The organism is Pseudomonas sp. A34-9 (assembly GCF_029543085.1).
Lineage (GTDB): Bacteria > Pseudomonadota > Gammaproteobacteria > Pseudomonadales > Pseudomonadaceae > Aquipseudomonas.
The window spans coordinates 3,124,840-3,147,186 of the sequence record NZ_CP119967.1; the positions used below are offsets into that span (position 1 = coordinate 3,124,840).

Sequence of the window (22,347 nt, forward strand, 5' to 3'; positions counted from 1 at the left end):
AGAAAAGCGTCCTGCTTACTGACCAGAGGTCTGGGCAAGTGGAAGAGGGGTGTCGTCGATCTGCACGGTTTCGCCGGGACGGGCGTGTTGCAGGCCTTCGATGACGATGCGGTCGCCGGGCTTGAGACCGCCGGTAACGATCCAGCGATTGTTCTGTACGGCGCCCAGTTGCACCGGTTGCTCGGCGACGCGCATCTGCTCGTCGATGGTGAGTACCTGAGCAATGCCCGCGCTGTCACGTTGCACGGCGCGTTGCGGCACGGTGATGCCGTTCTGGATGGTTGCCTGCTCCAGACGCACGCGGATGAAACTGCCCGGCAGCAAATCGAGGTCCGGATTGGGGAATTCGCTGCGCAGGATGATCTGGCCAGTGCCCGGATCGACAGTGATGTCGCTGAACAGCAGCTTGCCCGGCAGCGGGTAGAGGCTGCCGTCATCCTGAATCAGCGTGGCTTTGACCTGATCCTGGCCGACTTCCTGCAACTGCCCGGAACGGAATGCACGACGCAGTTCGTTGAGTTCACGGGTCGACTGGGTGAGGTCGGCGTGGATCGGGTTGAGCTGCTGAATCAGTGCCAGCGGCGTCGTTTCGTTCTGCCCGACCAGTGCGCCTTCGGTCACCAGCGCACGGCCGACACGGCCGGAAATCGGCGCGGTGACGGTGGCGTAACCGAGGTTCAGTTTTGCGCGTTCGACGGCAGCCTTGTTGGCCGCAACATCAGCGGCGGTTTGCCGGGCACTGGCGCGGGCGTTGTCGTAGTCTTGGCCGCTGATGGCCTTGTCATCGATCAACTGGGCGTAGCGCTGCTCTTGCAGTCTGGCCTGGAACGCATTGGCTTCTGCCTTGCGCAGCGAGGCTTCGGCGCTGTCGAGGTCAGCCTTGAACGGTGCCGGATCGATACGGAACAGCACGTCACCCTTTTTCACGTCGCTGCCTTCGCGGAAGGTGCGCTGCAAGACCACACCGGCCACTCGTGCGCGCACTTCGGCAATGCGTGGTGCAGCGATGCGGCCGCTGAGTTCGCTGCTGATCGACAGGGGATGCGCTTCGACCGTCTCGATACGCACCGTGGCCGGTGGTGCCTGATCCTCGGTTTTCGAGGACGAATCACAGGCGCTCAGTGTCAGCGCCATCGCGATCAGGCCGAGCCCGGCCAGCAGTTTGTTCGACATGTACAACCCCCAATATTGATGCCCGCATCCTACGGGCAGACGCCGAGATTAGCGGTGAAGCTTTGTAGGCGCTGTGTGAAATTGTGTAAGGGTTTTACTCAGGGATGGGCGAGGGCGTATATCCTTCAGGTCTTGAATTCTTTTGTGACGGTTAAACCGCTTTCGCGAGCAAGCTCGCTCCCACACTTGGAATGCGATCCCTTGTGGGAGCGAGCTTGCTCGCGAAAGCGGTCTGACATCCACCACAGCAATATCTGGATCACCCATGCCCAACATCCTCCTGGTCGAAGACGACACCGCCCTCGCCGAACTGATTTCCAGCTACTTGGAGCGCAACGGTTATTCCGTCAGCGTGATCGGCCGTGGCGACCACGTGCGTGAGCGAGCGCGGGTCAATCCACCGGATCTGGTGATCCTCGACCTGATGCTGCCGGGACTCGACGGCCTGCAAGTCTGCCGTTTGCTGCGGGCCGATTCGGCGACGCTGCCGATCTTGATGCTCACCGCCCGGGACGACAGCCACGATCAGGTGCTGGGCCTGGAAATGGGCGCTGACGATTACGTCACCAAACCGTGCGAGCCGCGAGTCTTGCTGGCACGGGTCCGCACACTATTGCGCCGCAGCAGTCTCGGCGAACCGATGACCGCCAATGACCGCATCCTCATGGGCAATTTGTGCATCGACCTGTCCGAGCGCACTGTCACTTGGCGCGATCAACCGGTCGAACTCTCCAGCGGCGAATACAACCTGCTCGTGGTCCTGGCCCGACACGCCGGCGAAGTGTTAAGCCGTGACCAGATCCTGCAGCGCCTGCGCGGTATCGAATTCAACGGCACCGACCGTTCGGTGGATGTGGCGATTTCCAAGCTGCGCCGCAAGTTCGACGACCACGCCGGCGAGGCGCGCAAGATCAAGACGGTGTGGGGCAAGGGCTATCTGTTCAGCCGTTCCGAGTGGGAATGCTGAGCTGATGTTTCGCATCCTGTTTCGCCTGTATCTGGTGACGATCATCTCGTACAGCGCGGCGATCTATCTGGTGCCGGACCTGGTGGTCATGGCCTTCCGGGATCGCTTCGTCACCTACAACCTCGATTATTCGCGCGGCCTGCAATCGTTGATTACCCGCCAGTTTCACGCCGTGCCGCATGAGCAGTGGCCGGCGCTGGCGGCGTCGATGGACAAGGATTTCCAGCCGCTGCACATCGTCCTGGCGCGGATCGACGATGCCGGGTTCACCGCGATCGAGCAGCAACGCCTGCGCCGTGGTGAAAATGTCGTACGCATTGGCGACTGGGGCTGGCGCACGCTGGCGGTGACGCCGCTGGACGACACTACCGCCGTGCAAATGGTTGTGCCGCCGGATCCGATGGACGTCAATCTGTTGTACTGGAGCATCAACGTGCTGATCGGCGCGAGCCTGCTCGCCTGCCTGCTGATGTGGCTGCGCCCGCACTGGCGTGATCTGGAACGCCTCAAAGGCACCGCCGAACGCTTCGGCAAAGGTCATTTGAGTGAGCGCACGAAGATCGCCCAGAGTTCCAACATCGGCAGCCTCGCCAACGTCTTTGACACCATGGCCGGCGATATCGAAAACCTGCTCAATCAGCAACGTGACCTGCTCAACGCCGTGTCCCACGAACTGCGCACGCCGTTGACGCGCCTGGACTTTGGCCTGGCGCTGGCGCTGTCCGATGACTTGCCGACCGCCAGCCGCGAACGTTTGCTGGGGTTGGTCGCGCACATTCGTGAGCTGGATGAGTTGGTGCTGGAACTGCTCTCTTACAGCCGTTTGCAGAATCCGGCGCAACTGCCGGAGCAGGTCGAGGTGTCGCTGGACGAGTTCATCGACAGTATTCTGGGCAGTGTCGATGAAGAACTGGAATCACCGGAAATCGTCATCGACGTGTTATTGCACGGCCAGCTCGAACGCTTCTCCCTCGACCCACGCCTGACCGCGCGAGCGATCCAGAACCTGCTGCGCAACGCCATGCGCTATTGCGAGAAGCGCATTCAGATTGGCGTGCAGGTCAATGCCGAGGGCTGTGAGATCTGGGTCGATGATGACGGCATCGGTATTCCCGACGATGAACGCGAGCGGATTTTCGAGCCGTTTTATCGACTTGATCGCAGCCGGGATCGGGCTACGGGTGGTTTTGGTCTTGGCCTGGCGATCAGTCGTCGGGCACTGGAAGCGCAGGGTGGCACGTTGACCGTGGAGTCTTCACCGTTGGGCGGAGCACGATTCCGTTTGTGGTTGCCCACGACCGCATAAAGTCGAACCTGTTACCGCGCAATATCCGTGTAGGAGCTGCGGCACGCTGCGATCTTTTGATGGTGATTTTCAGGATCAAAGTCAAAAGATCGCAGCGTGCCGCAGCTCCTACAGTTTTGTGTGTACATAGAATGTATGAACACCCGAAGCCCCTGTGGGAGGGGGCTTGCCCGCGAAAGCGCCAGGCCAGTCAACGCATACTTCGTTGACATACCGCCATCGCGAGCAAGCGCAGGTCTACAGCGTTCTCACGTTCTCAGTGGTTGCGCACCTAGCAATCCCGCATGCTGCTCCAGTTCCGCCGGCGAATTACGGCCAATCAACATCCACGCATGTTCACGCTCGGTCCAATACACCACGTTCAACTCACGCCGACGCTCATGGGCCAGCGGCTGACTGCCGCTGTTCGAACGTGTCACGCACAGTGCCATTGGTCCATGTTTCGCATCCAGATAAACGATCTGCGCAATGGGTACGCCGTCGTACTCAAGCATTTGTGCGCGTTTGAATTCGGCACCCGGCAGCTTTAAAGTCGCTGGCGAAAGGTTCAGGCCAAGGCGTGCATCAATCGTGCGCAGTTGCGCACGCTGGGACGCTTCGTCGGTGGGCAGATGATCGAGCGTCTGCGGCACATACAGCGCCATGTAATCGCCCACCAGCGCGCGCCAGTTGTTCGATGGTGCGGCATGCCAGCCGAGGAATAACCGGTCAGCCAACACACTGCCCGCCACCAACGCTGCGGCGGCGCCACCGATAAACCAGCGGCGGTTGAAGCCCGGACGCTGCGGTGAAGGAATCGCATCCAGCCGCGCTTGCAGGCGATCCAGCGGCGCCTGTTGCGCCAGTTCGTCATAGGCGTTCTTGTACGGCAGATTACTGCGGCTGAGCCATTGCACGCGCAGGCTCAGCAGCGGGTCTTCGGCAATGGCGCTGTCGAGTTGATGGCGATATTCCTGCTCGAGTTCGCCGTCGAGGTAGGCGACCAGTTGTTCATCCGAAGGTGTGTTCATGAACGGTCTCCTTCGGTGGATTTCGGCACCGCTTGCAACGGCGGGTATTCGGCGAGTTTCAGTCGTGCAGTGGCCAGGCGACTCATCACTGTGCCGATCGGCACTTGGAGGATCTCGGCGACTTCGCGGTAGGACAAGCCTTCGACATAAGCCAGATATACCGTCTCGCGCTGGGTTTCCGGCAAGGCGTCGACGCGACGAATCACCTGCGCCGCCATCACGTGAGTCTGCGCCGCATACTCACCATCGAACGCCAGTTGGCCATCGGCATCGACCTGTCCCGTACCCTGACGCACGCGCCTGGCGCGCACTTCATTGAGCCAGATCGAATGCAGAATGCTCAGCAACCAGCGATCCATGCGCGTGCCGGCGCTGTACTGACTGGCGCGCTCCAGCGCCCGCACACATGTGGCCTGCACCAGATCCTCGGCTAAATGCCGATTGCGCGACAGCAACAAACCGTAGCGCCACAGTCGCGCCAGATGCTGTCCGAGTTCTGCTCTGAATGCCTGATCGTTGACGATGATGGCTGTCCTTTGTAAATGCTCAGGTTTTCGATGAGCCGTTGATGGCTTCGGCCAGGTCCTGGTACTCCTCGCAGGACGTGCCGCAAATCGATTGGATCTGCTGCAGTTGTTCCTGCGCCAGGTCGACGCGGCCCTTGATCACATAGGCCTCGCCGAGATATTCGCGTACTTGCGCGTATTGCGGATCGAGTTTCACCGATTGCAGGTAATAACCGATGCCCTCGTCGGTGCGCCCCAGTTTGCGCGTGGCGTATCCGCGATAGTTGAGGGCCTTGGCGGTGTTTGGTTGCTTGAGCGTATCAAGCAGTGCCAGGGCTTCTTCGTAACGACCGTCCTTCGCGAGGCGATAGGCGTAATCGGTACGGTCAGCGTCCGGCAACAGGCTGCTGGTTTGCAGCACGCATTTCTGCGTTTTGCTGTCCCAGACCTGACCTTTCGGGCATTCGGGCTTCTTTACCGGATCTTCTTCATCACCATTGGCGAATGCCAAATGGCTGGACATCGCCGCGACCAGCAGCAACGGGGCGGCGAACATAACGGAACGGATAGTCATGGGCAAGGCTCCACAGAGGGTTATGTCTCACTTTGAACACCACAGGGTGAATTTTTATTCATTGCTTTATCAGTGACTGTTCAAGTTCAGCGTAAATTCAAGCGCTATGCTCGGGAGCGTCTGCCGTCGATCCGATGATTTGTCGTAAGGAGAGTTGCCATGACCGATCACGTCCATCATTCAGCCGCTGCCGGCTATAAAACCGCCGCCGACACCTACGTCAAAGGGCGGCCGGACTATCCGCCGCAGGTCAGCGAGTGGTTGGCCGCAACGCTGGGCCTGGATGGGCATAAAACCGTGATCGATCTGGGGGCCGGCACCGGCAAGTTCACCGGGCGTCTGGTGGCGACCGGCGCGCAAGTGATCGCCGTTGAACCGGTGGCGCAGATGCTGGAAAAGCTCTCGGCCGCCTGGCCCGATGTGCTGGCCGTGAGCGGCACCGCGAGCGATCTGCCGTTGCCGGACGCCTCAGTCGACGTGGTGATTTGCGCGCAAGCGTTTCACTGGTTCGCCAGCACCGAGACACTGAACGAAATCGCCCGGGTGCTCAAGCCCGGTGGCAAGTTGGGGCTGATCTGGAACCTGCGCGACACCGAAGTCAGTTGGGTGCCAAAACTGGACGCCATCGTCAACGCGCTGGAGGGTGACACGCCGCGCTATTACACCGGCGCGTGGCGCACCGCGTTTCCGCACCCGGCGTTCGCGCCATTGCAGGTTGAACGGTTTCACCATGGCCATACCGGCTCGCCGGAAGACGTGATCTTCAACCGCGTGCGCTCCACCAGCTTCATCGCCGCGCTGCCGGATGCACAGCGGGCGCAGGTCGATGAGCAGATTCGTGCATTGATTGCCGCCGAGCCTGAATTGCGCGGCAGGGACGTGGTGACAGTGCCTTACGAAACCGCCGCCTTCGTCGCTGTGAAAAAGGGCTGAATGCCACGACATTCCAATGTAGGAGTGAGCCTGCTCGCGATAGCGGAGTGTCAGTCATCTCATCTTTGGCTGACACTCCGCTATCGCGAGCAGGCTCACTCCTACAGGGGGTCAGGTGTTCATAGTATCTGGCTGCACTTTGCCACCGCCTTCCGGCGCTCGCGAATCCCACGCACGACCAGATACAACAACGGCCCAACCGAGACAAAAAACGCCGTCAGCAACAAATAAGGCAGCACCGACCAGACCGACTGCCCACGCGACCGGGCGTCCTTGACCATCCACACGCCCGCCAGTGTCGCCAGCAGATACAGATCAATCACCACCTGCGCGGTATCGGGCCGCGACATCAGGCTGATGCCGAAGTCGATCAATGATTGTTCGGCCTGGAGCATCACCGAAACGGTATAACCGCTAAACGTGAGCAAAGCCGTGAGGGGCAGGGTGATCGACATCATGCATTCCTTCCTTGGTGTGATGAGAGAGTCGCCAGACTAACGCCGCCGCTAAAAATTGGCCATTGACTTGCCCGTAGCGCGCAGGCTAATTTTCAGGCCATGACTTCGACTGTATCGCGTTGCCAGCCAATTATTATTACCGCCATTCCTCATTTGGCGGGCTAGCTCACGACTGCAGCACCCAACCCGCCCTAGAGGCGGGTTTTTACTTTCTGTCTCCGGGGTTTTTGAAATGTGGCTCACGTAGGAGCTGCCGGAGGCTGCGATCTTTTGATTTTGCTTTTGATTGAAAAAATCCAAGTCGAAAGATCGCAGCTTTGGCAGCTCCTACAGGGACCGTGTGAATTCTGCCAAGGAGATGTTCATGAGTTACACATACGACCAGCAAACCCTGCTTGAGCACTATGTGAAAAAGATCCTCGCCGCGCCGGTGTACGACCTCGCGGTGCGCACGCCTTTGCAGGCGGCGCCGGCACTGTCGGAGGCGCTGGGCAACCGGATTCTGCTCAAGCGCGAAGACCTGCAACCGACGTTCTCCTTCAAGATCCGTGGCGCCTACAACAAACTGGTGCAACTCAGTGACGAACAGAAGGCGCGCGGGGTGATCACCGCATCGGCCGGTAATCACGCGCAAGGTGTGGCATTGGCAGCACGCGAGCTGGGCATCGCGGCGACCATCGTCATGCCGCAAACAACGCCGGAACTGAAAGTGCTGGGTGTGCGCAGTCGTGGCGCTGAAGCCTTGCTGCACGGCGAGAGTTTCCCGTTCGCGCTGGCCCATGCGCTGCAACTGGCGGAACAGACCGGGCGCACCTTCGTGTCTCCGTTCGATGACCCGGAAGTGATCGCCGGGCAGGGCACCGTGGCGATGGAAATCCTCCGCCAACATCAAGGCACCCTGGACGCGATTTTTATCCCGGTGGGCGGTGGCGGTCTGATCGCCGGCATCGCCGCCTACGTCAAATACCTGCGCCCGGAAGTGCGGATCATCGGCGTCGAGTCCGAACACTCAGCGTGCCTGAAAGCCGCGCTGGAAGCCGATCAGCGCGTCGTGCTGGCCAATGTGGGAACGTTCGCCGATGGCGTGGCGGTAGCGCAGATCGGCGCGTTCGGGTTTGAGGTTTGCCGTTTTTGCGTTGACGAAGTGATCACCGTCAGCAACGACGACCTCTGCGCGGCGATCAAGAATATCTACGACGATACGCGCTCGATCACCGAACCTTCCGGCGCCTTGGCCGTTGCCGGCATCAAGCAGTACGTGGCGCGAACCGGGGTGCGCGAGCAGACATTCGTGGCGATCGACTCGGGGGCCAATATCAACTTCGACAGCCTGCGCCATGTCGCCGAGCGCGCCGCGGTGTGCGGCGTCTCGGCACGATGAGGCTTACGGCAGCAAAGGGCGCAGGAAGCTGCGCTCGTAACTGACGATGAACTTCTTCTCGACCAGACTGGCTACCAGCGCGGTGCTTTCCGCATCGGTCATCGCGATGTGTCGATAGCTTTCGTAATCCGCCAGTGACGGAAAACTGAACAGGCAATAAGCGATGTTGCTCGCGCCCTCGGACGGCAAAAAGTAGCCGTGATGAGTGCCGCCCAAGCGCTCGACGATCCCGAGCCAGGCCTTGGCGTAGGCCTCGAACTCGGGCAATTGGTACGGATCAATGACATAGCGGACGTGGCAGGTAATCAAGTAACGCACTCCTTGTTCGGGTTATTCCTGCAGGGCAGTACCGACTTTGTCCGACGCCGACCAGATGCGATAACGCACCTCGACATCCGACGGCGCATACACCACGACCGGCAACTTGCTGTTGTAACGCAGCATGAAGCCGTCACCGACGACCGGCACGAACGCGCGTTTCTTCTGGCTGCCGGGCGGGCAGGCCATCATCGTACTCATTGGCCCGATGACTTTTTCCAGGCGATAGAACGGATAACCCCAGCCCTCAAGATTCTTTTCATCGAGAACACCGCCCAAACGCTGACGATTGCAGTCCACTTCAAGGGTTTTGCCGGCAAGAATTTCTACCTGGAAGTTCTCTTCTTGCGCTTGCTTGGGCAAGTGAATGACCTGGCGGGTGAACCCGGCTTCAGCCTTCGGGTATGGCGCGACGTCTTCAAGCTTGGCGGCGTGGGCGAGGGTGGACAGGCTGGCGATGATCAGCCCGGTGGTCGCGTAAACGCGGAAAGAACCCATGGAAGCCTCCGTGCGGGTGTAGGGTAGATAACGGGCATTCTTACCGTCATGGGCCGTGATTGCAAACCAGCGTCGAGTTGCAAATTGCAGTGCCGGCAGGGGCGATTCTTGCAATTTGCAAGTAGCCAAATACTGGCACCGCCGCCAAGTGCTTGATTCCATGAGGGTGAAAATGAACAGATGAAAGGCACGCTTTATGCGTCTTTTCAGTGCGGCGTACCGGACTTGGGCGCCTACACTCCAATGGGCATTTCGCAGTACCACCGCTTGTCGCACCAGGGAAACAGCGGGGACACACCCGTGCAGGGGCAGCAACGGTCAGCGTGAATACTTGATTGGCATCTCACAGTAAGGAGAGGGTTTCGCCATGTTTCTGTCTGCCTTGGAACTACGCAATATCATTGAAAGCAGTTTTCTGCCGAAACGCTGCCAGTGCACGCTGTCGCCGGACTTGTCGATGACCGTCAAGGTATTCGGCGATCACCAGACCGATCAGGTGGATCTGCTGGTCAGTGGTATCGACGCCAGCCACCTCAATGGCTGTCGTGAAATCAACGAACTGATCGCCGGGCTGCGATCGGATCTGAACAAGCAAACTGTGCAACATCACTACAGCCCGCGCTCCAGAGCCGTTTAACGCACCGTTTCACCCAGTTCGACCGTCACGCGCCGGGCCTGCACAAAACCAAGGCCCAGCGCGAACTCGACCAGCACCGCCAGCAAAATCCCGGGGCCGGCATGACCGTTCAGCCATTCCGCAAACCCCAGCACCGCCAAACCAAAACAACCGACGATAAACCCGTTGCTCAGCGCATTGCGCCCCAGCGACGGCGGTGCGTTGCGCACCAGATAAAACATCACTCCCAACGCCGCAAACAGCACCGCACTGCGCCGCGCGACAAATCCTGCTGCGTCGGAATACTCGATGCTCCAGATCGCCAGCAGCCTCTCCGGGAAAACGCCCCAAGCCAGCGCCAACAAGAAACATAACGAACAAGTGAAGCCCGACAACGTGCGAAACGACAACTGCATGGCGAATCCTTGCGGCAGTGAGGAGGGCTCCGAGCATAACCGCCGAAACTCCTCACGCCTACCGCAAACCCGCAAATCAGACGTTTCTGTCAGTTCTGGAAGTTGCACGCGTCAGACAATTTCCGATAGCTGATCTCCTCGGGCTTACCGGTGTTGTCGATGTACTTCATGTCGGCCGTAACCACCTTGCAGGTTTGCGTTGGCGGCTCGGTCAACGACACCACTTTGGCCACATGCAGCGGCATGCCGTACTCATACGGCACGGCTTTTGAAGTGGCGGAAGTGTCATTGGCCTGGGCCAGCCCTGCAAACGCGGCGGAGGCGAGGGCGGCGGTGAGCAATAAAGGACGAATGTTCATGAAAAGACTCCCGTGTGGCGTTTCTAGAGTTCGGCGTGATGCACCCGAACCTGCCGCACTGGGCAACAGCCAAAACGGCTGAGGGCGTGCGGTTCAGTAGAGTTTTTGACCACGGCGTTAAGGGATGGTTAACCGAGCTGAACGCCGGCTGTCAGGGAGCGGGGTGGTTTTCTTTGAAAGGTTTGGCGAATTCCTACAAAGGCTGGTGCCTTGTCTGCTATCGGCGGCTGGAGCGGGGCGGTTATTGTCGGTTGCCGCTGCAAAATCAGTGGTTCGGGTTTGGTCACCTGAGAATAATCGATTGCATATGTGCCATCATTTGCACCGCGGAGTTCTTTGACCGTGAAGTGCACAGCTGTGGTGGCCGTGTGCAGGACGCCTTCGGGCGAGCTGAGTTGATTGTTCTCGGTTGACCAAGCCTGTACACGGTCCGCCTCCCACCGTTTGGTCACGGTGTCGGCGGTTACTTTTGAAACAATCGAGTAATCAATATGCCAATAATCAAACTGCTACAAAACCGCTATCTCCCCCTCAGCAGCAACGTCACCGAAACCCCGACACTGCTCATCGACACCCAAGCCAACCCGAAAGACATCCTCGAAGCCGCCGTCCAGCGCATCCGCGCCGCCGCCGACCTGCTCGAAACCCTGCATTGCCTGTGCTTCAAGCACGCCGACGTGCAGGACATTCCACACATCACCCATGCGCTTTACCTGCTGACGCAGGATGGCAATGATTTGCTGCAGGTGGCGCAGCAGCAGATGTTGAGTTGGAAGGCGCCGGTTTGATGGGCTAGTGAAAACGGGAGTAGGACGGCGTTGGGGCAAACTCCGAGCTATCTACTCCTCCCGTTTGTATGATTCTTGCGCCACTGTTTTTGAGTAAAATAGATCTTGCTCTATACGTCCTAACTGAATCATTGCATATAGGTTGTTTTGGTTCGCAGACACTTCGTACCATTTTCTGGCAATTGCGTTCATATAGTGATTTTTTTGTTCGAAGAGCTTCGCCTAAATAATACTGAGCTTCAGGATCGCCAGCCTCTGCAGCAATTGTTAAAAAGGAGATGGCTGAAGTGGCCTTGTACTGGTTTTAAAGTGCAATGCCTTTGTTTTTAGCGATTTTCTGCTGTGCATCCAGTTGGGCTTCCCCGTAAGAAGGAAGTGATGTCATGAGTAGCAGAAAAATGGCCAAATACTTCATGGGTTCTATCAGCTTAACTTGTCAGAAAGAGGGTAATGATAAATTTAGTTTTTAGCGACTTAATTTGTCTGGGTAGAAGGAAAGTGGGGCGTGAGTAGCCTTCCATTCTTTCGCAAGTTTTTTGCCTTCTGAAACTTGTTCAGCTGTCATCTTCGCTTCAATTTTTGGTAGCTTACTCTCCACTCTTTCTTGTAAACCCCCACCGCCGTCTAACTCCTTCAAGGTGTAAACGAGCGCATAACCTTTAACGACATCGAATGGAAATCCATACGTGTCTGGCTCATGAGCAAGATCAGAGCCGTAACTATAAACCGTTGTGGCGTAACTTGCTAAAGCTGCTTGCTCATTCCATTGACGGAACCCTTCAATATCACCTTTTTCATAAAGAAGGGCTCCGTATTCCATCATGGAAGGCGGGTACCCACCCTCAGCTGAAGCTTTGAATAGTTTTTCGACAACTTCTGAGCGTTTCCATGGAAGGAAAAAACCGTCCCCCTGATGGTAGCTTTTAGCTAACAAATACTGTGAAATTTGGTGATTTTTTGCAGCTGCTTTTTCTAGCCAATTCTTATCAAGTGTTAATTCATACATTATGTACATGGCTTCTGCATTTCCATCTTCAGCTTTAGGCTGAGCGATACTAGATGCTTGATTCAACCAGTCTGATGGCTTCTTTTCTGTGGCGGGGCAATCTTCTGATAATTTACACAAATCATTTTTTACTCGTCCAAGCTGGATCATTGCATAAAGATCCCCTTGGGTAGCTGCCTTTTCATACCATTTTTTAGCTTCAGGATTCATATAGCTATTTTTTTGTCGCAATGACTCAGCTAGATAATATTGTGCCTCATGGTCTCCAGCCTCTGCCGCTATTCTCAGTAGTGGAGTTGCAGAAACTGCTTTGAATTGATTGTAAAGAATTATGCCGCGAGATTTCATTGCAAGTTCGGCGTCAGTCAGCGCCAGCGCGGCAGAGGAAATGACTAGCAAAAATCCTGCGATAGGAAGTTTCATCTTAATCAACGGCTAAGTTTGTCAGGAAAAAATGACAGCGGAGGGTGAGAAAGTGCCCACTTTTTAGAGAGGTCGTTTGCTTCTGAAATTTGTGAGCTTGTCAATTTTGCAGCAATAATTGGAAGTTTGTATTCAACGTTAACCTTCATTCCTCCTCCACCATCCAAGATGCGGAGTGAGGATATGAGCGAGTATGCTTTCACAGGGTCGTAGGGGAAGCCGAAAGTATCAGGCTCGTGAGCAAGATACGACCCGAAGTTGTAAACAGATTCAGCATTACCTACTAGGGCAGCTTGCTCATTCCAATAACGAAAGCCGTCAAGATCACCCTTTTCATAAAGCAGAGCTGCGTATTCCATCATCGATTTAGGATTTCCATTTTCGGAAGATAGCTTGAACCACTTTTCTATTTCTTCAGAGCGCTTCCACGGTAAGAAAAAACCTTCACCCTGTTTGTAGCCAATTGCGATCCAATATTGTGCTTGCGCATCCCCTGCAAGTGCGGCTTTTTGCAGCCATGACTCATCAAGGGTGATCTCATACATCAGGTACATTGCTTCCGCATTGCCGAGTTTAGATTTTTCCTGCGCTATTTTTTTTGCTTGATTCAACCACTCAATCGGTTTTTTTTGAGGCGTCGGGCAGTCTTGAGTGATATCGCAGATGTCATTTTCACTACGGCCCAATTGTATCATTGCATATAGATCACCCTGTTTTGCTGACGCTTCATACCACTTTCTTGCCTCCGGATTCATGAAGTGGTTTTTTTTTCTCAATGCTTCAGCTAGAAAATATTGCGCTTCATGATCTCCAGCATCGGAAGCTTTCTGCAAAAAAGGAGTCGCGGATTCAAATTTAAGTTGGTTGTAAAGAATAATGCCTTGGCTTTTTGATTGTGCGTCCTCTACATTTAGCTCTGCTTGTGCTGCATAGATTTTTGAAAAGGAAAGTATAATAAATAAAAGCACTCGTACATGCATTTTTTTGTACTCATGAGGATTTTAAATGTTGGGGTTGATATACTTTGCAACTCCCGAAGGGATATAGGTTCTTCCTGAGTATTGGCTGCGCTGACAATATGAGTCACGTTTGGCGCCTAGAAGTTTAACGTGGTTTTTATAGCGATTACGCATCTCTTCTCCAGATACTGCTTTGAGGCGAAGCACTGGCTCGCTCATGAAGTTGTCAAGAGCCAAACGGCTTTCGCAATATTTTTGGTCCGCATTTGCTGGTTTTAGACCAAATTTATTCATGCACATACAAATTTCTTCAAATTGACTCTGTGCTTTTTCAATGGAACCTTGTTTTTCTGCATTGCTAACGATCCAGCCTAATATGCATTCGACTGCGCGTTGCTGAAGAAGGTAGGCTTCGTCTTCAGTGTATTTACGTTCTTTTTTATCCAGGCTTCCTGAAGAGTCTGAAACCTTAACGTTGAAGTCGCTTGGCGGACTAATAAGCGTCATCAATAGCGGTCCAAGCGCACCAGGTATCGCGTTTACACACCACTCTTCTAGTTCGGCTTGTCTGTCATAAGACATAATAGTGTCAGCTATCGCACCGCCCTTACCCGTTGCAGTCAAGCTTTCATAGAGCGTCATTACCGCATCAGCACCCATGAGATAAATCATACGGATATCAAAGCCACCAATGGCCAGAGTATTTAATTTCGAAAGGTACGCGTAGGTTTCATTTTCGATAACAAAGTACGGGTTCTGTTTGTTTTTATAGAGTTCTCTACGGAACATGTTAAGCAATTCAGTGACTGCGTCGTAACCCACTTCGAACTTGAAGGAGCCTCCAACTCCGGGGCCGGCTATCAATGCGGCCTTGAGCACCAGAATCAGGCGGCCCTCGTGCAGGGAAATACTGGCTTCAGCCCTCGCACCGAGACCGGCTGCGGCATTGAGTTCCACGGTCAAACGCGCAAGGCTAAACCATTCGCTGGATTTCATTCCGGCGGCTTTTCCAGCAACAGGCGCTTTGGTTAGCAAGGCTACTTCGGAGGGTGGAGCCCAGTTAAGCGCTCCGGTGACCATGATCCCGGTTTGCAGGCCTGCGAACAGATTGAATGCGGCTTTTGCGCCATCCTGTATCTGTAGCGTTTCAGGAGCTCTTTTAATTTGGCCACTTTTTTCAGTTCTCGCGTAGCTGCGCTTATCGGGGTTGCGCACAACTGGTTCCGGAGGCGCTAAATGGAAGCCAGCGTTGCTGACATCCAATGCAATTTCCGAAGAAAGCAGCAACGATGCTCCGGCGTAGCCCCAAGCCTTCGCGCCTAGATAGAGCGAAAAACGTCCGAGGTTCATCTTTTGCTGTATGTCTTCGGCATTTCGGTAGGTGATGACGATGTCTTTAGCGCTGGCACGGTCTGGCAAGTCGACTTTAAACAGTTCGACCTCCCCTCTGGCAAGATCAACGGCAAAAGTGGCCTTAGCCGAGGCTTGGAACCCTTCGGCCAGTGTCCAGTCTGGCCCCTCTACTTTTGTCGACGAATGGATGGTCTCCGTGGTGGAGGGCATAAGGCAACGAACCAACTGGGCCTGCGGTGTGATGTCGAAAATGCGGAAGGTCTTGCGGACGTTGTCCTTAAACAACACCTGCTGCAATCGGTCTCCCCATTCTTTACGCGTACCAGCGTTCTCCAGCGCAGTGACCTTGTACTTTTTGCTTTCAAGATAGGCGTTGAATTTTTCGATTTCGAACCAGCCTTCGGAGGAGAACCAATCGCTTTCCTGATCCTTGATTCTTAAAGCGCCTTCGTCTTTCAGCCACTGTCCGAACAAGCTCAGCTCAGTGTCGGTCGTTGCTTTTCCATCGCTATTGCCCGGACGCTTCGCCAGATCTTTGACCTTAGCGCCTACTTTCTTCCAGTCATCTTTAACGGTCTGTTTGAGTCGTGGCAGCGAATACATGCTGAGATAGGTCAGCGGTTTTTTCAGGCTGTCCGCCATGCTCATCTCGGCCAGCGGGAAGCCGTTCTTGATCAAGCGCTCTTCAGGTCTTGCCTGAAATTGTTCTGGCTCCCACAACAGATGACGGCGAACAGTCGCCGTTTCCACATTGTTTTCAGCCTGGAGCCGTAGTGTTTCTTTTGATGCTTGCAGCCGATCCCAGGCGGTACGCTCATTGGTGACAAGGTTGGTGGGCGCCTTGGCTTGTCGTCCACTTGCCTCAATCCAGCCTTTGTATTTGGTACTGAGGCGTTCATTGACCTCTTTTTGCTCTTTCTCTAGTGCCAGATACTGCTTGAACAAGTCGACGCCACCTTCGACTGCTCCACCCTCAGGAATCAATGCAAACTCGGGCAAGGCGATGCCGTACTGGGCAACATCGGTGATGGCATCCAGATAAGCGTTATAGGTCGCTTTCCTTTCCTTGCGTTTGATTTCCTGATCACGCACATACGTACACAGCATCAACTGATTATTGGTGCCGCACATCGCAATATCGTCTATTCGCTTTTTGTCCTGAGCGAGCATCGGGGCGAGTTCTGCCGACGTTAACGTAGTGAGATCCTTGTCTTCTAACAGCGCTTCTCGTGCCTTCAGATACTTTTGAACGGCTTCACGAGCGGCGATGGCTTTCGGCGCAAATAGGCTTCCGCTTTCGTACGCATAGCCTTTTTCCGTCGCGGCGGCAATGGCTGTACGCTTGAGTTTTTTCCATTCACTGTGCATGCCGTGCACGCGAGTAGCGTCGTCACGGGCGGACATCATTTCGTTTCTTTTGATCTGATCCTGTTCGAGGCGCGTGAGGGGCGTTGCGGGTGCTTCTGCTTCTGGTGCTGCGGCTTTCCTGCTCTGTTGCGCTTCAAGCAGCGCCGCGTCCAGATTACTTATGTTTGGATGTTGAGCTTCGATCTCCAGCATCCGGGATTTCTCTTCACCCTCAAGAAAGTTTGCCAGCTTGGGTTCGAGGAAATACTCGAGGAGACCGGATTCGTAGAGCCCTTTTTTGCGCTCTTCGGGTGATTTGGCAGAGCTGACTTTTTGTTCCAGATCGCTGGAAGCTTCTTTCAGTGCCGAGTTGGTTCGCTCCGGGAGCAACCAGAATGATTCATTCTCAGTGTCGTAAATGGCGCTGCCATAAACGGTGGAGCAGGGCGTTTTCACTTTGTCGTGATCGCCAGGCGTGTCTTCCGGCGCTTCGGGCTGTTCACCGATATCCCGAGGTGGTTTTGCACAAGTTTCATCGGCAACTACTGGTGTTGCAGATGCCGACTCGGTGTTAGGTGCTGCGCTGGTGTTCTGTTCCATTTTGCTTCCATTCATTCTTTACGGACGGGTCATCAAGCAGCGCTGATAGCGAGTTGCTGCAACTGCTGCACTTTGATGAACGACTCTTCCCTGGATTGCAGGATGGCCATTGCCTGAGGCTGCGTTTCGAGCAGCGGGCCGTTGGTGATTTGGCCCAGTTTCAGTAAATGACGACCTTCGTAAATGTTGTGGGCAACCAGCACGTTGAGGTTTTCCACGAGGTTGGGCAGTTGTTCGTCGGTGGGTTCACCGTAGGTCGCGTATTGCTCGTCTGCCCAATAAACCCAACCCAGATGCTCCTGAACCTTAGGCGCTGCTGGTGGCAGGTTGAACGCTGAGACGTCGCCCAGCCATTCAAGTTCCGAAACGGTGCGCCAGCTGAGCCAGCGACCGCGATTGCGCCCGAAGTGGACCGGTGCCGGACTGTAAACGTGTTGCCAAGGGCCGAAAAGCTGATGCGAACTTTCACCGGCGGTGTAGGCCAGCGCGGCCCACAGGCTTGGCTTGTGATAGCTCAACAGGCTTTGGCCACCGGAGCCATCGTTGGCACGCAGGAGCCAGCGGGCGTGCGCCAGGGCCTTGGCTGGATCTGCTGTGGAGAGGGCAATACCGGAGAAATTTTCTTCGCAGAGCTTTGCCGCTTCGGCTGCGAGTCGACTGCCCCACGGTGCGACCAGCCAGAGAGGGCCGTCAGTGGCGATTTCAGCGAAGTCGGTGTTGAGAAACAGACCTTGGGTGTCTACGGGCTCGCCGACACGGTAGAGGCGGCTCATGGCTTCGGGCTGACGGACGCGATCAATGATGAAACACAGGGTCAGGTCGGAGCTTTCTCTCGGCAGTTCCTCGAACCCATGGCGTGGCGCTTCGAGGAGGGCGCTCAGCGCTTTTACATGCATGTGCAATCCTTACGGCTGCAAGCGCCGTTACTCTGTTTTCCGCACAACGGTGTGATGCCAGACTCATTCAGACGGGCGGGGAGTGGTGCTTTACCAGCCTTGTCCGCATCCGCCACTTTCATCGGCCCCGGCAGCAATGGTGCCGCAGGCGTCCCGACCCCGGGCGAGCCGCCGGTATTCACCTTCACCTCAGCCCCGCTGATGGTCACGCCACCCGCATCTACCTTGACGAAACTCCCGCCAGCCTTGGCTGTGAGTTCCATCGCACCTTCAATCACAACTTTCTGGCCGGCGTAGTAATGGATTTCTGACCCGGCTTCGACAAACTGCGCAGTCCCCACCTTCAGATGCTGGGTCACGCCAACCGTCAGGTGATCATCCGCGCGCATCTCGCTGATTCGATCCAGATGGGTAATCCGGTGCTCTTCAACCTTGAACTCACTCAGCGTATTGGCTTCAACGGTGTCGTGCCGTTCGTTGCCGACGCGAATCTTCTGGTCGTGCTCGATGTTCTCGTCCCAGTCGCGTTGGGCGTGGATGTAGATCTGCTCAACGCCTTTCTTGTCTTCGATGCGGAACTCGTTGTAGCCCTTGCCCCCCGGTGAACTCAGGGTTTTGAAGGTGCTGCGGGTTTTGTTTGCTGGCAGGTCGTAGGGGACGACGTTTTCCTTGTGGTACAGGCAACCGGTGACCAGCGGCTGGTCGGGATCGCCTTCGAGGAAGGTGACGAGGACTTCCATGCCGATGCGCGGGATGGCGATGCCGCCGTACGCTGCGCCGGCCCAGCCGCTGGCGACGCGCATCCAGCAGGTGGTTTTGTCGTTGGACTGACCGTCGCGGTCCCAGTGGAATTGCACTTTGATGCGGCCATACTGGTCGCAGTGGATTTCTTCGCCTGCGGGGCCGGTGACGACAGCGGTCTGGCTGCCGAGCACTTTCGGTTTCGGGTGTTCGAGGGCAGGGCGGTAGTGCGCGTCCCATGGGGTGGCGAGGAAGCTGTTGCGGTAGCCCTGGTGGAAATCGCTTTTGTTGTCGGTGACGTCACTGGTGACGTTTTCGCCGAGCACTTGCGGTTGTTTGCCTTCGTGGAAGACTTCCAGCAGCAGCCACAGGTCGTTCCATTCGGCGCGCGGGTGTTCGGCCAGCGTGAGGAAATGGCCGCTGGTGAGGGTTGGTTCGTCACCTTTGCCTTCGGCGAGTTTGTAGTCGCTGCGATGACGCTCGAGGGCGCGGGTGGAAAGGAACTTGCCGCGCTCGCGGGTGGTGAAGCGGCCGGGGTAGTCGTAGTCCTCGAGGTCCGGGGCGAACTCGGTTTTCACCGCGCCTTCGGGGAGGATCTTCGGTTTTTCGAAGTCGTAATCGCGGCGGCTGACGCGGGTGGTGCGGGTTTCCAGGCGCAGGTTGAAGCGCTTGATCACCGGTTTGTCGGCAGCCATGCCGGAGTCTTGCTGGTAGCTCACCGGTTTCAGTTTGCGGAACACGGTCTGGTCGTCGCCGAACACCAGTTTGTGGCCGCTGCTGCTGTGCTGGAAGTGGAAGTGAATGCCTTCTTCTTCGCACAGGCGCTGGATGAAATGCAGGTCGGACTCGTCGTACTGCACGCAGTATTCGCGCTGCGGGTACTCGGCGCCGAGCTGGAAACTGTAGGCGTCGGCAAGGATGCCGCGATCCTCAAGGACCTGAGCGATGATCTTCGGTACGGTCAGTTGCTGGAAAATCTGCTGATCGTGGTTGTGCCGCAGATACGCCAGTTGCGGCACCAGGCTGAGGCTGTAACGGGTCAGGGTCTTGCCGGAGTCGCCTTGCTCGATGCGATAGACCTGGCCGTGGATCTTGCCTTCGCCGGTGGGGCCGAAGGTCAGGACGCCGGGTTTGTGCAGCAGCTCTTCGAGTTTGAGGTCGGGGCGGGCGCTGACGAGTTCGAGGTCGAAACGGAACGGTTCGTTGAGGGCTTCGCGACCGGTGAAGCTGAGGACTTGCAGGTCGGCGTTGGCGCCTTCAAGCGTGAGGGTAATGTGGGTTGCGTTGGCGTCCAGCATGCCTTGAATTCCGTCCGTTGAATAAGCAGGTGACGGATGATGGAGGATTAAGCGGCCTCGTTCAAGGCACAAAAGCCGTAGGTCTGGCAGGTTTGCGGTATAGGGAAAACCCTTAGATCAGGTGTTTCACTCAATGAAACCGGGCGTTTGCTGCGAATCGGCGCCCACTGCCGGCAACTTTTCCCACGACCCAGGGTTGAAGAATCGCCAGTCAGATTCAGACTAAAGTCGCCTGTAGCCCGTCAAAGCCATCTGCCATCATTGCCGTTCACCCCTGCTTGTTCACTTTCTCCTGGTTCAATCTGACCCGGGACGGGAGCTATTTTTCTGGCTTGTTGCGCGCTTGCGCAAACGCTGCATTGTTGGAGTTTTTCATGCGTCCCCCATTTCCCCTCATCACCCCGCGCCAGTCGTTTGGCTTCGGAGCCGTTGTGCTGTGCGCAGGTTTTACCGCACAGGTTCAGGCCAGCGGATTTCTTGAAGACACCACGGCGAAAATCGAATCGCGCACGGTGTATTTCAACCGCGATTTCCGTGATGGGCACACCACGAACGATCAGGGCGCCTCCAAGCGTGAGGAGTCGGCTCAGGGCTTTATTCTCAATCTGCAATCGGGCTACACCGAAGGTACGGTGGGTTTTGGTCTCGATGCGCTGGGCACGCTCGGCTTTCAACTCGATTCCAGCCCGGACCGCAGCAACAGCGGCTTGCTGCCCTCCAGCGGCAACGACCCGCGCGGCTCGAAAGGCCAGTACGCGAAAATGGGTCTGACCGCCAAGGTCAAGATTTCGGACACCGTGCTGAAGTACGGCGCGCTGCTGCCGGATCTGCCACTGCTGAAATACAACGACGGCCGTTTGCTGCCGACGATGTTCAACGGCGCCATTCTCACCTCTAAAGAGGTGAAGGATCTGACCTTCATGGCCGCGCGCCTGGACAAGTACACCGCGCGCGATTCCACCGATTCGCAAGACATCCGCGTGCATTGCAAGAACAAGCGCTACGCCTGCAACACCACCGCTGACCATTTCGACATGTACGGCTTCGACTACAAGATCAACGATCGCCTGACCGCGCAGTATCACTACGCCGAACTGGAAGACATTTATCGTCAGCACTTTGTCGGGCTGTCGGGTAATCAGCCGTTGGCGGGCGGTGTACTCAAAGCGGATCTGCGTGTGCTGAAAAGTTCCGACAGCGGTGATGCCAAGGCTGGCTCCATCGATAACCGTGCGTTGAGTGGCATGCTTTCTTACGCGCACAGCGGTCACACGTTCAGCGCCGGTTGGCAGCGCATGAACGGCGACAACTCGATGCCGTACCTCGATGGCAGCAACCCGTATCTGGTCAACTATGTGCAGGTCAACGACTTCGCCGCCGCGCAGGAACGTTCCTGGCAACTGCGTTATGACTATGACTTCAAGGCCATTGGCATTAATGGTTTGAGCTTCCTGACGCGTTATGTGAACGGTGATCACATCAAAGTGTTGGGCAGTGATCAGGAAGGGAAAGAGTGGGAACGTGACAGCGAGTTGAAGTACGTGATTCAGACAGGCACGTTCAAGGATGTGAGTTTGCGTTTGCGCAATGCGACGTATCGCACCAACTACGAGAAGTTTGCCCGGGATGTGGATGAGACCCGGTTGATTGTGAGTTACAACTTCTCCGTCCTGTAACGGCCCCCACTGTAGGAGCTGCCGCAGGCTGCGATCTTTTGATGTTGATTGTTAAAAACAAGATCAAAAGATCGCAGCCTTCGGCAGCTCCTACAGGGATGTTCGGAATCGCTACAACCAATGCCAGAACCGGCTCCAGAACCCCCGATTCAAATCCTCCTTGCACCCGGTATATTGCCGCGCATACACATCCGAACGGTTCTGCACTTTGCGCGCCGTTGGCATCAGCCAGGCTTTGCTCGCGTAGGTCTTGTTGCGGAAGCCGCCCCAGCCTTCGTGGTAGTTGAGGTATTGGTTATAGGCGTCGTACTTGTAGACGCCGTTGATCGAATAGGTCTTGTCCATGTACCAGCCGACAAAGTCGATGGCGTCGTCGAAGTCTTCGCGGTCGGCTCCGCTGCGGCCGGTGCTTTTCTGGTAGTCGGCCCAGACTTCATCTTTGGCTTGCGCATAACCTGAAGCGGTCGAGACGCGGCCCCACGGGATCACCCACAGCAGGTATTTACGCGGGGTCTTGGCGTCGTAGCGGTAGCCGGATTCCTGATACATGATCGCGAAGGGCACTTGAATCGGCACGCCCCAGCGTTTTTGCGTGACTTGCGCCGCGTCGTACCAGTCGCTTTTCTCGCGGAAGATTTCGCAGATGTCTTCCGGCGAACGGGGCGGCGAGGTGCCGCACCCGCTCAGTAGCGTTGCCAGTGTCAGTAGTCCAAGCGTCTGCCTGTAATTCAAAAGCCGTTATCCC

General features: G+C 56.2%; 22 protein-coding genes and 1 pseudogene. 8 read left to right on the top strand and 15 right to left on the bottom strand.

Annotation, left to right across the window (positions count from 1 at the left end; all coding sequences use genetic code 11):
* Positions 1 to 15: 15 nt before the first annotated feature.
* Positions 16 to 1,173, bottom strand: a complete 1,158-nt coding sequence (locus tag P3G59_RS13925) for an efflux RND transporter periplasmic adaptor subunit (RefSeq protein ID WP_277762007.1) — start codon at positions 1,171 to 1,173, stop codon at positions 16 to 18.
* A gap of 265 nt (positions 1,174 to 1,438) precedes the next feature.
* On the opposite strand from P3G59_RS13925, the gene P3G59_RS13930 reads away from it, so the two are divergent.
* Entirely contained in the window at positions 1,439 to 2,140 is a 702-nt protein-coding gene (locus P3G59_RS13930) for a response regulator transcription factor (RefSeq protein ID WP_277762008.1), read from the top strand.
* A 4-nt stretch (positions 2,141 to 2,144) separates the two neighbouring features.
* Positions 2,145 to 3,446, top strand: coding sequence for an ATP-binding protein (locus P3G59_RS13935; RefSeq protein ID WP_277762009.1), 1,302 nt, complete (start codon positions 2,145 to 2,147; stop codon positions 3,444 to 3,446).
* A gap of 248 nt (positions 3,447 to 3,694) precedes the next feature.
* Here the strand turns inward: P3G59_RS13935 and P3G59_RS13940 are convergent, their stop codons facing one another.
* Genes P3G59_RS13940 through P3G59_RS13950 form a run of 3 tightly spaced genes read right to left on the bottom strand, consistent with a single transcriptional unit; the run spans position 3,695 to position 5,536 of the window.
* Positions 3,695 to 4,456: a transcriptional regulator gene (locus P3G59_RS13940; RefSeq protein WP_277762010.1), complete on the bottom strand. Its 762-nt coding sequence runs from the start codon at positions 4,454 to 4,456 to the stop codon at positions 3,695 to 3,697.
* Positions 4,453 to 4,980, bottom strand: a complete 528-nt coding sequence (locus P3G59_RS13945) for a sigma-70 family RNA polymerase sigma factor (RefSeq protein WP_277762154.1) — start codon at positions 4,978 to 4,980, stop codon at positions 4,453 to 4,455. The genes P3G59_RS13940 and P3G59_RS13945 overlap by 4 nt, the downstream gene beginning before the upstream one ends.
* A 22-nt stretch (positions 4,981 to 5,002) precedes the next feature.
* On the bottom strand, positions 5,003 to 5,536 hold the full coding sequence (locus tag P3G59_RS13950) for a tetratricopeptide repeat protein (protein WP_277762011.1): 534 nt from the start codon (positions 5,534 to 5,536) through the stop codon (positions 5,003 to 5,005).
* A gap of 159 nt (positions 5,537 to 5,695) precedes the next feature.
* Between P3G59_RS13950 and P3G59_RS13955 the strand changes: the two genes are divergently transcribed.
* Positions 5,696 to 6,469, top strand: coding sequence for a class I SAM-dependent methyltransferase (locus P3G59_RS13955; RefSeq protein WP_277762012.1), 774 nt, complete (start codon positions 5,696 to 5,698; stop codon positions 6,467 to 6,469).
* A 119-nt stretch (positions 6,470 to 6,588) separates the two neighbouring features.
* Here P3G59_RS13955 and P3G59_RS13960 read toward each other — a convergent pair whose 3' ends face one another.
* Positions 6,589 to 6,927, bottom strand: coding sequence for a DUF2834 domain-containing protein (locus P3G59_RS13960; RefSeq protein ID WP_277762013.1), 339 nt, complete (start codon positions 6,925 to 6,927; stop codon positions 6,589 to 6,591).
* Positions 6,928 to 7,285: 358 nt separating this feature from the next.
* On the opposite strand from P3G59_RS13960, the pseudogene ilvA reads away from it, so the two are divergent.
* Positions 7,286 to 8,281: pseudogene (gene ilvA / locus P3G59_RS13965) on the top strand (threonine ammonia-lyase, biosynthetic); the annotation flags it as partial.
* A gap of 30 nt (positions 8,282 to 8,311) precedes the next feature.
* Here the strand turns inward: ilvA and P3G59_RS13970 are convergent.
* Entirely contained in the window at positions 8,312 to 8,617 is a 306-nt protein-coding gene (locus P3G59_RS13970; RefSeq protein ID WP_277762014.1) for an NIPSNAP family protein, read from the bottom strand.
* Between the two features lie 21 nt (positions 8,618 to 8,638).
* Positions 8,639 to 9,124, bottom strand: coding sequence for a serine protease inhibitor ecotin (gene eco / locus P3G59_RS13975; RefSeq protein WP_277762015.1), 486 nt, complete (start codon positions 9,122 to 9,124; stop codon positions 8,639 to 8,641).
* 367 nt (positions 9,125 to 9,491) lie between these two features.
* Here eco and P3G59_RS13980 point away from each other — a divergent pair, with 367 nt between their 5' ends.
* Positions 9,492 to 9,761, top strand: coding sequence for a DUF1652 domain-containing protein (locus tag P3G59_RS13980; protein WP_277762016.1), 270 nt, complete (start codon positions 9,492 to 9,494; stop codon positions 9,759 to 9,761).
* Here the strand turns inward: P3G59_RS13980 and P3G59_RS13985 are convergent.
* Positions 9,758 to 10,156 carry a hypothetical protein gene (locus P3G59_RS13985; RefSeq protein WP_026000451.1) on the bottom strand — a complete coding sequence of 133 codons (399 nt, stop codon included), beginning with the start codon at positions 10,154 to 10,156 and terminating at the stop codon, positions 9,758 to 9,760. The genes P3G59_RS13980 and P3G59_RS13985 overlap by 4 nt on opposite strands.
* 89 nt (positions 10,157 to 10,245) lie before the next feature.
* Positions 10,246 to 10,515, bottom strand: a complete 270-nt coding sequence (locus P3G59_RS13990) for a DUF2790 domain-containing protein (protein WP_277762017.1) — start codon at positions 10,513 to 10,515, stop codon at positions 10,246 to 10,248.
* A gap of 14 nt (positions 10,516 to 10,529) precedes the next feature.
* Here P3G59_RS13990 and P3G59_RS13995 point away from each other — a divergent pair, with 14 nt between their 5' ends.
* Both P3G59_RS13995 and P3G59_RS14000 read left to right on the top strand, forming a co-directional pair.
* Positions 10,530 to 10,928 carry a hypothetical protein gene (locus P3G59_RS13995; protein ID WP_277762018.1) on the top strand — a complete coding sequence of 133 codons (399 nt, stop codon included), beginning with the start codon at positions 10,530 to 10,532 and terminating at the stop codon, positions 10,926 to 10,928.
* Between the two features lie 78 nt (positions 10,929 to 11,006).
* Entirely contained in the window at positions 11,007 to 11,303 is a 297-nt protein-coding gene (locus tag P3G59_RS14000; protein WP_007912147.1) for a hypothetical protein, read from the top strand.
* Positions 11,304 to 11,769: 466 nt separating this feature from the next.
* Here the strand turns inward: P3G59_RS14000 and P3G59_RS14005 are convergent, their stop codons facing one another.
* Genes P3G59_RS14005 through P3G59_RS14025 form a run of 5 tightly spaced genes read right to left on the bottom strand, consistent with a single transcriptional unit; the run spans position 11,770 to position 19,926 of the window.
* Complete coding sequence (locus P3G59_RS14005) at positions 11,770 to 12,732, bottom strand: sel1 repeat family protein (protein ID WP_277762019.1); 963 nt, start codon at positions 12,730 to 12,732, stop codon at positions 11,770 to 11,772.
* Positions 12,733 to 12,737: 5 nt separating this feature from the next.
* On the bottom strand, positions 12,738 to 13,712 hold the full coding sequence (locus P3G59_RS14010) for a tetratricopeptide repeat protein (RefSeq protein ID WP_277762020.1): 975 nt from the start codon (positions 13,710 to 13,712) through the stop codon (positions 12,738 to 12,740).
* Positions 13,713 to 13,733: 21 nt separating this feature from the next.
* Positions 13,734 to 16,991, bottom strand: coding sequence for a hypothetical protein (locus P3G59_RS14015; RefSeq protein WP_277762021.1), 3,258 nt, complete (start codon positions 16,989 to 16,991; stop codon positions 13,734 to 13,736).
* Positions 16,992 to 17,023: 32 nt separating this feature from the next.
* The gene (locus P3G59_RS14020) at positions 17,024 to 17,887 is read right to left on the bottom strand and encodes a DUF4123 domain-containing protein (protein WP_277762022.1); all 864 of its coding nucleotides are present in this window, start codon (positions 17,885 to 17,887) and stop codon (positions 17,024 to 17,026) included.
* The gene (locus P3G59_RS14025; protein ID WP_277762023.1) at positions 17,878 to 19,926 is read right to left on the bottom strand and encodes a type VI secretion system tip protein VgrG; all 2,049 of its coding nucleotides are present in this window, start codon (positions 19,924 to 19,926) and stop codon (positions 17,878 to 17,880) included. Before P3G59_RS14025 ends, P3G59_RS14020 begins: the two co-directional genes overlap by 10 nt.
* Positions 19,927 to 20,300: 374 nt before the next feature.
* Between P3G59_RS14025 and P3G59_RS14030 the strand changes: the two genes are divergently transcribed.
* Positions 20,301 to 21,602, top strand: coding sequence for an OprD family porin (locus P3G59_RS14030; protein WP_277762024.1), 1,302 nt, complete (start codon positions 20,301 to 20,303; stop codon positions 21,600 to 21,602).
* A gap of 111 nt (positions 21,603 to 21,713) precedes the next feature.
* Here P3G59_RS14030 and P3G59_RS14035 read toward each other — a convergent pair whose 3' ends face one another.
* Positions 21,714 to 22,334: a hypothetical protein gene (locus tag P3G59_RS14035; protein WP_277762025.1), complete on the bottom strand. Its 621-nt coding sequence runs from the start codon at positions 22,332 to 22,334 to the stop codon at positions 21,714 to 21,716.
* Positions 22,335 to 22,347 lie beyond the last annotated feature (13 nt).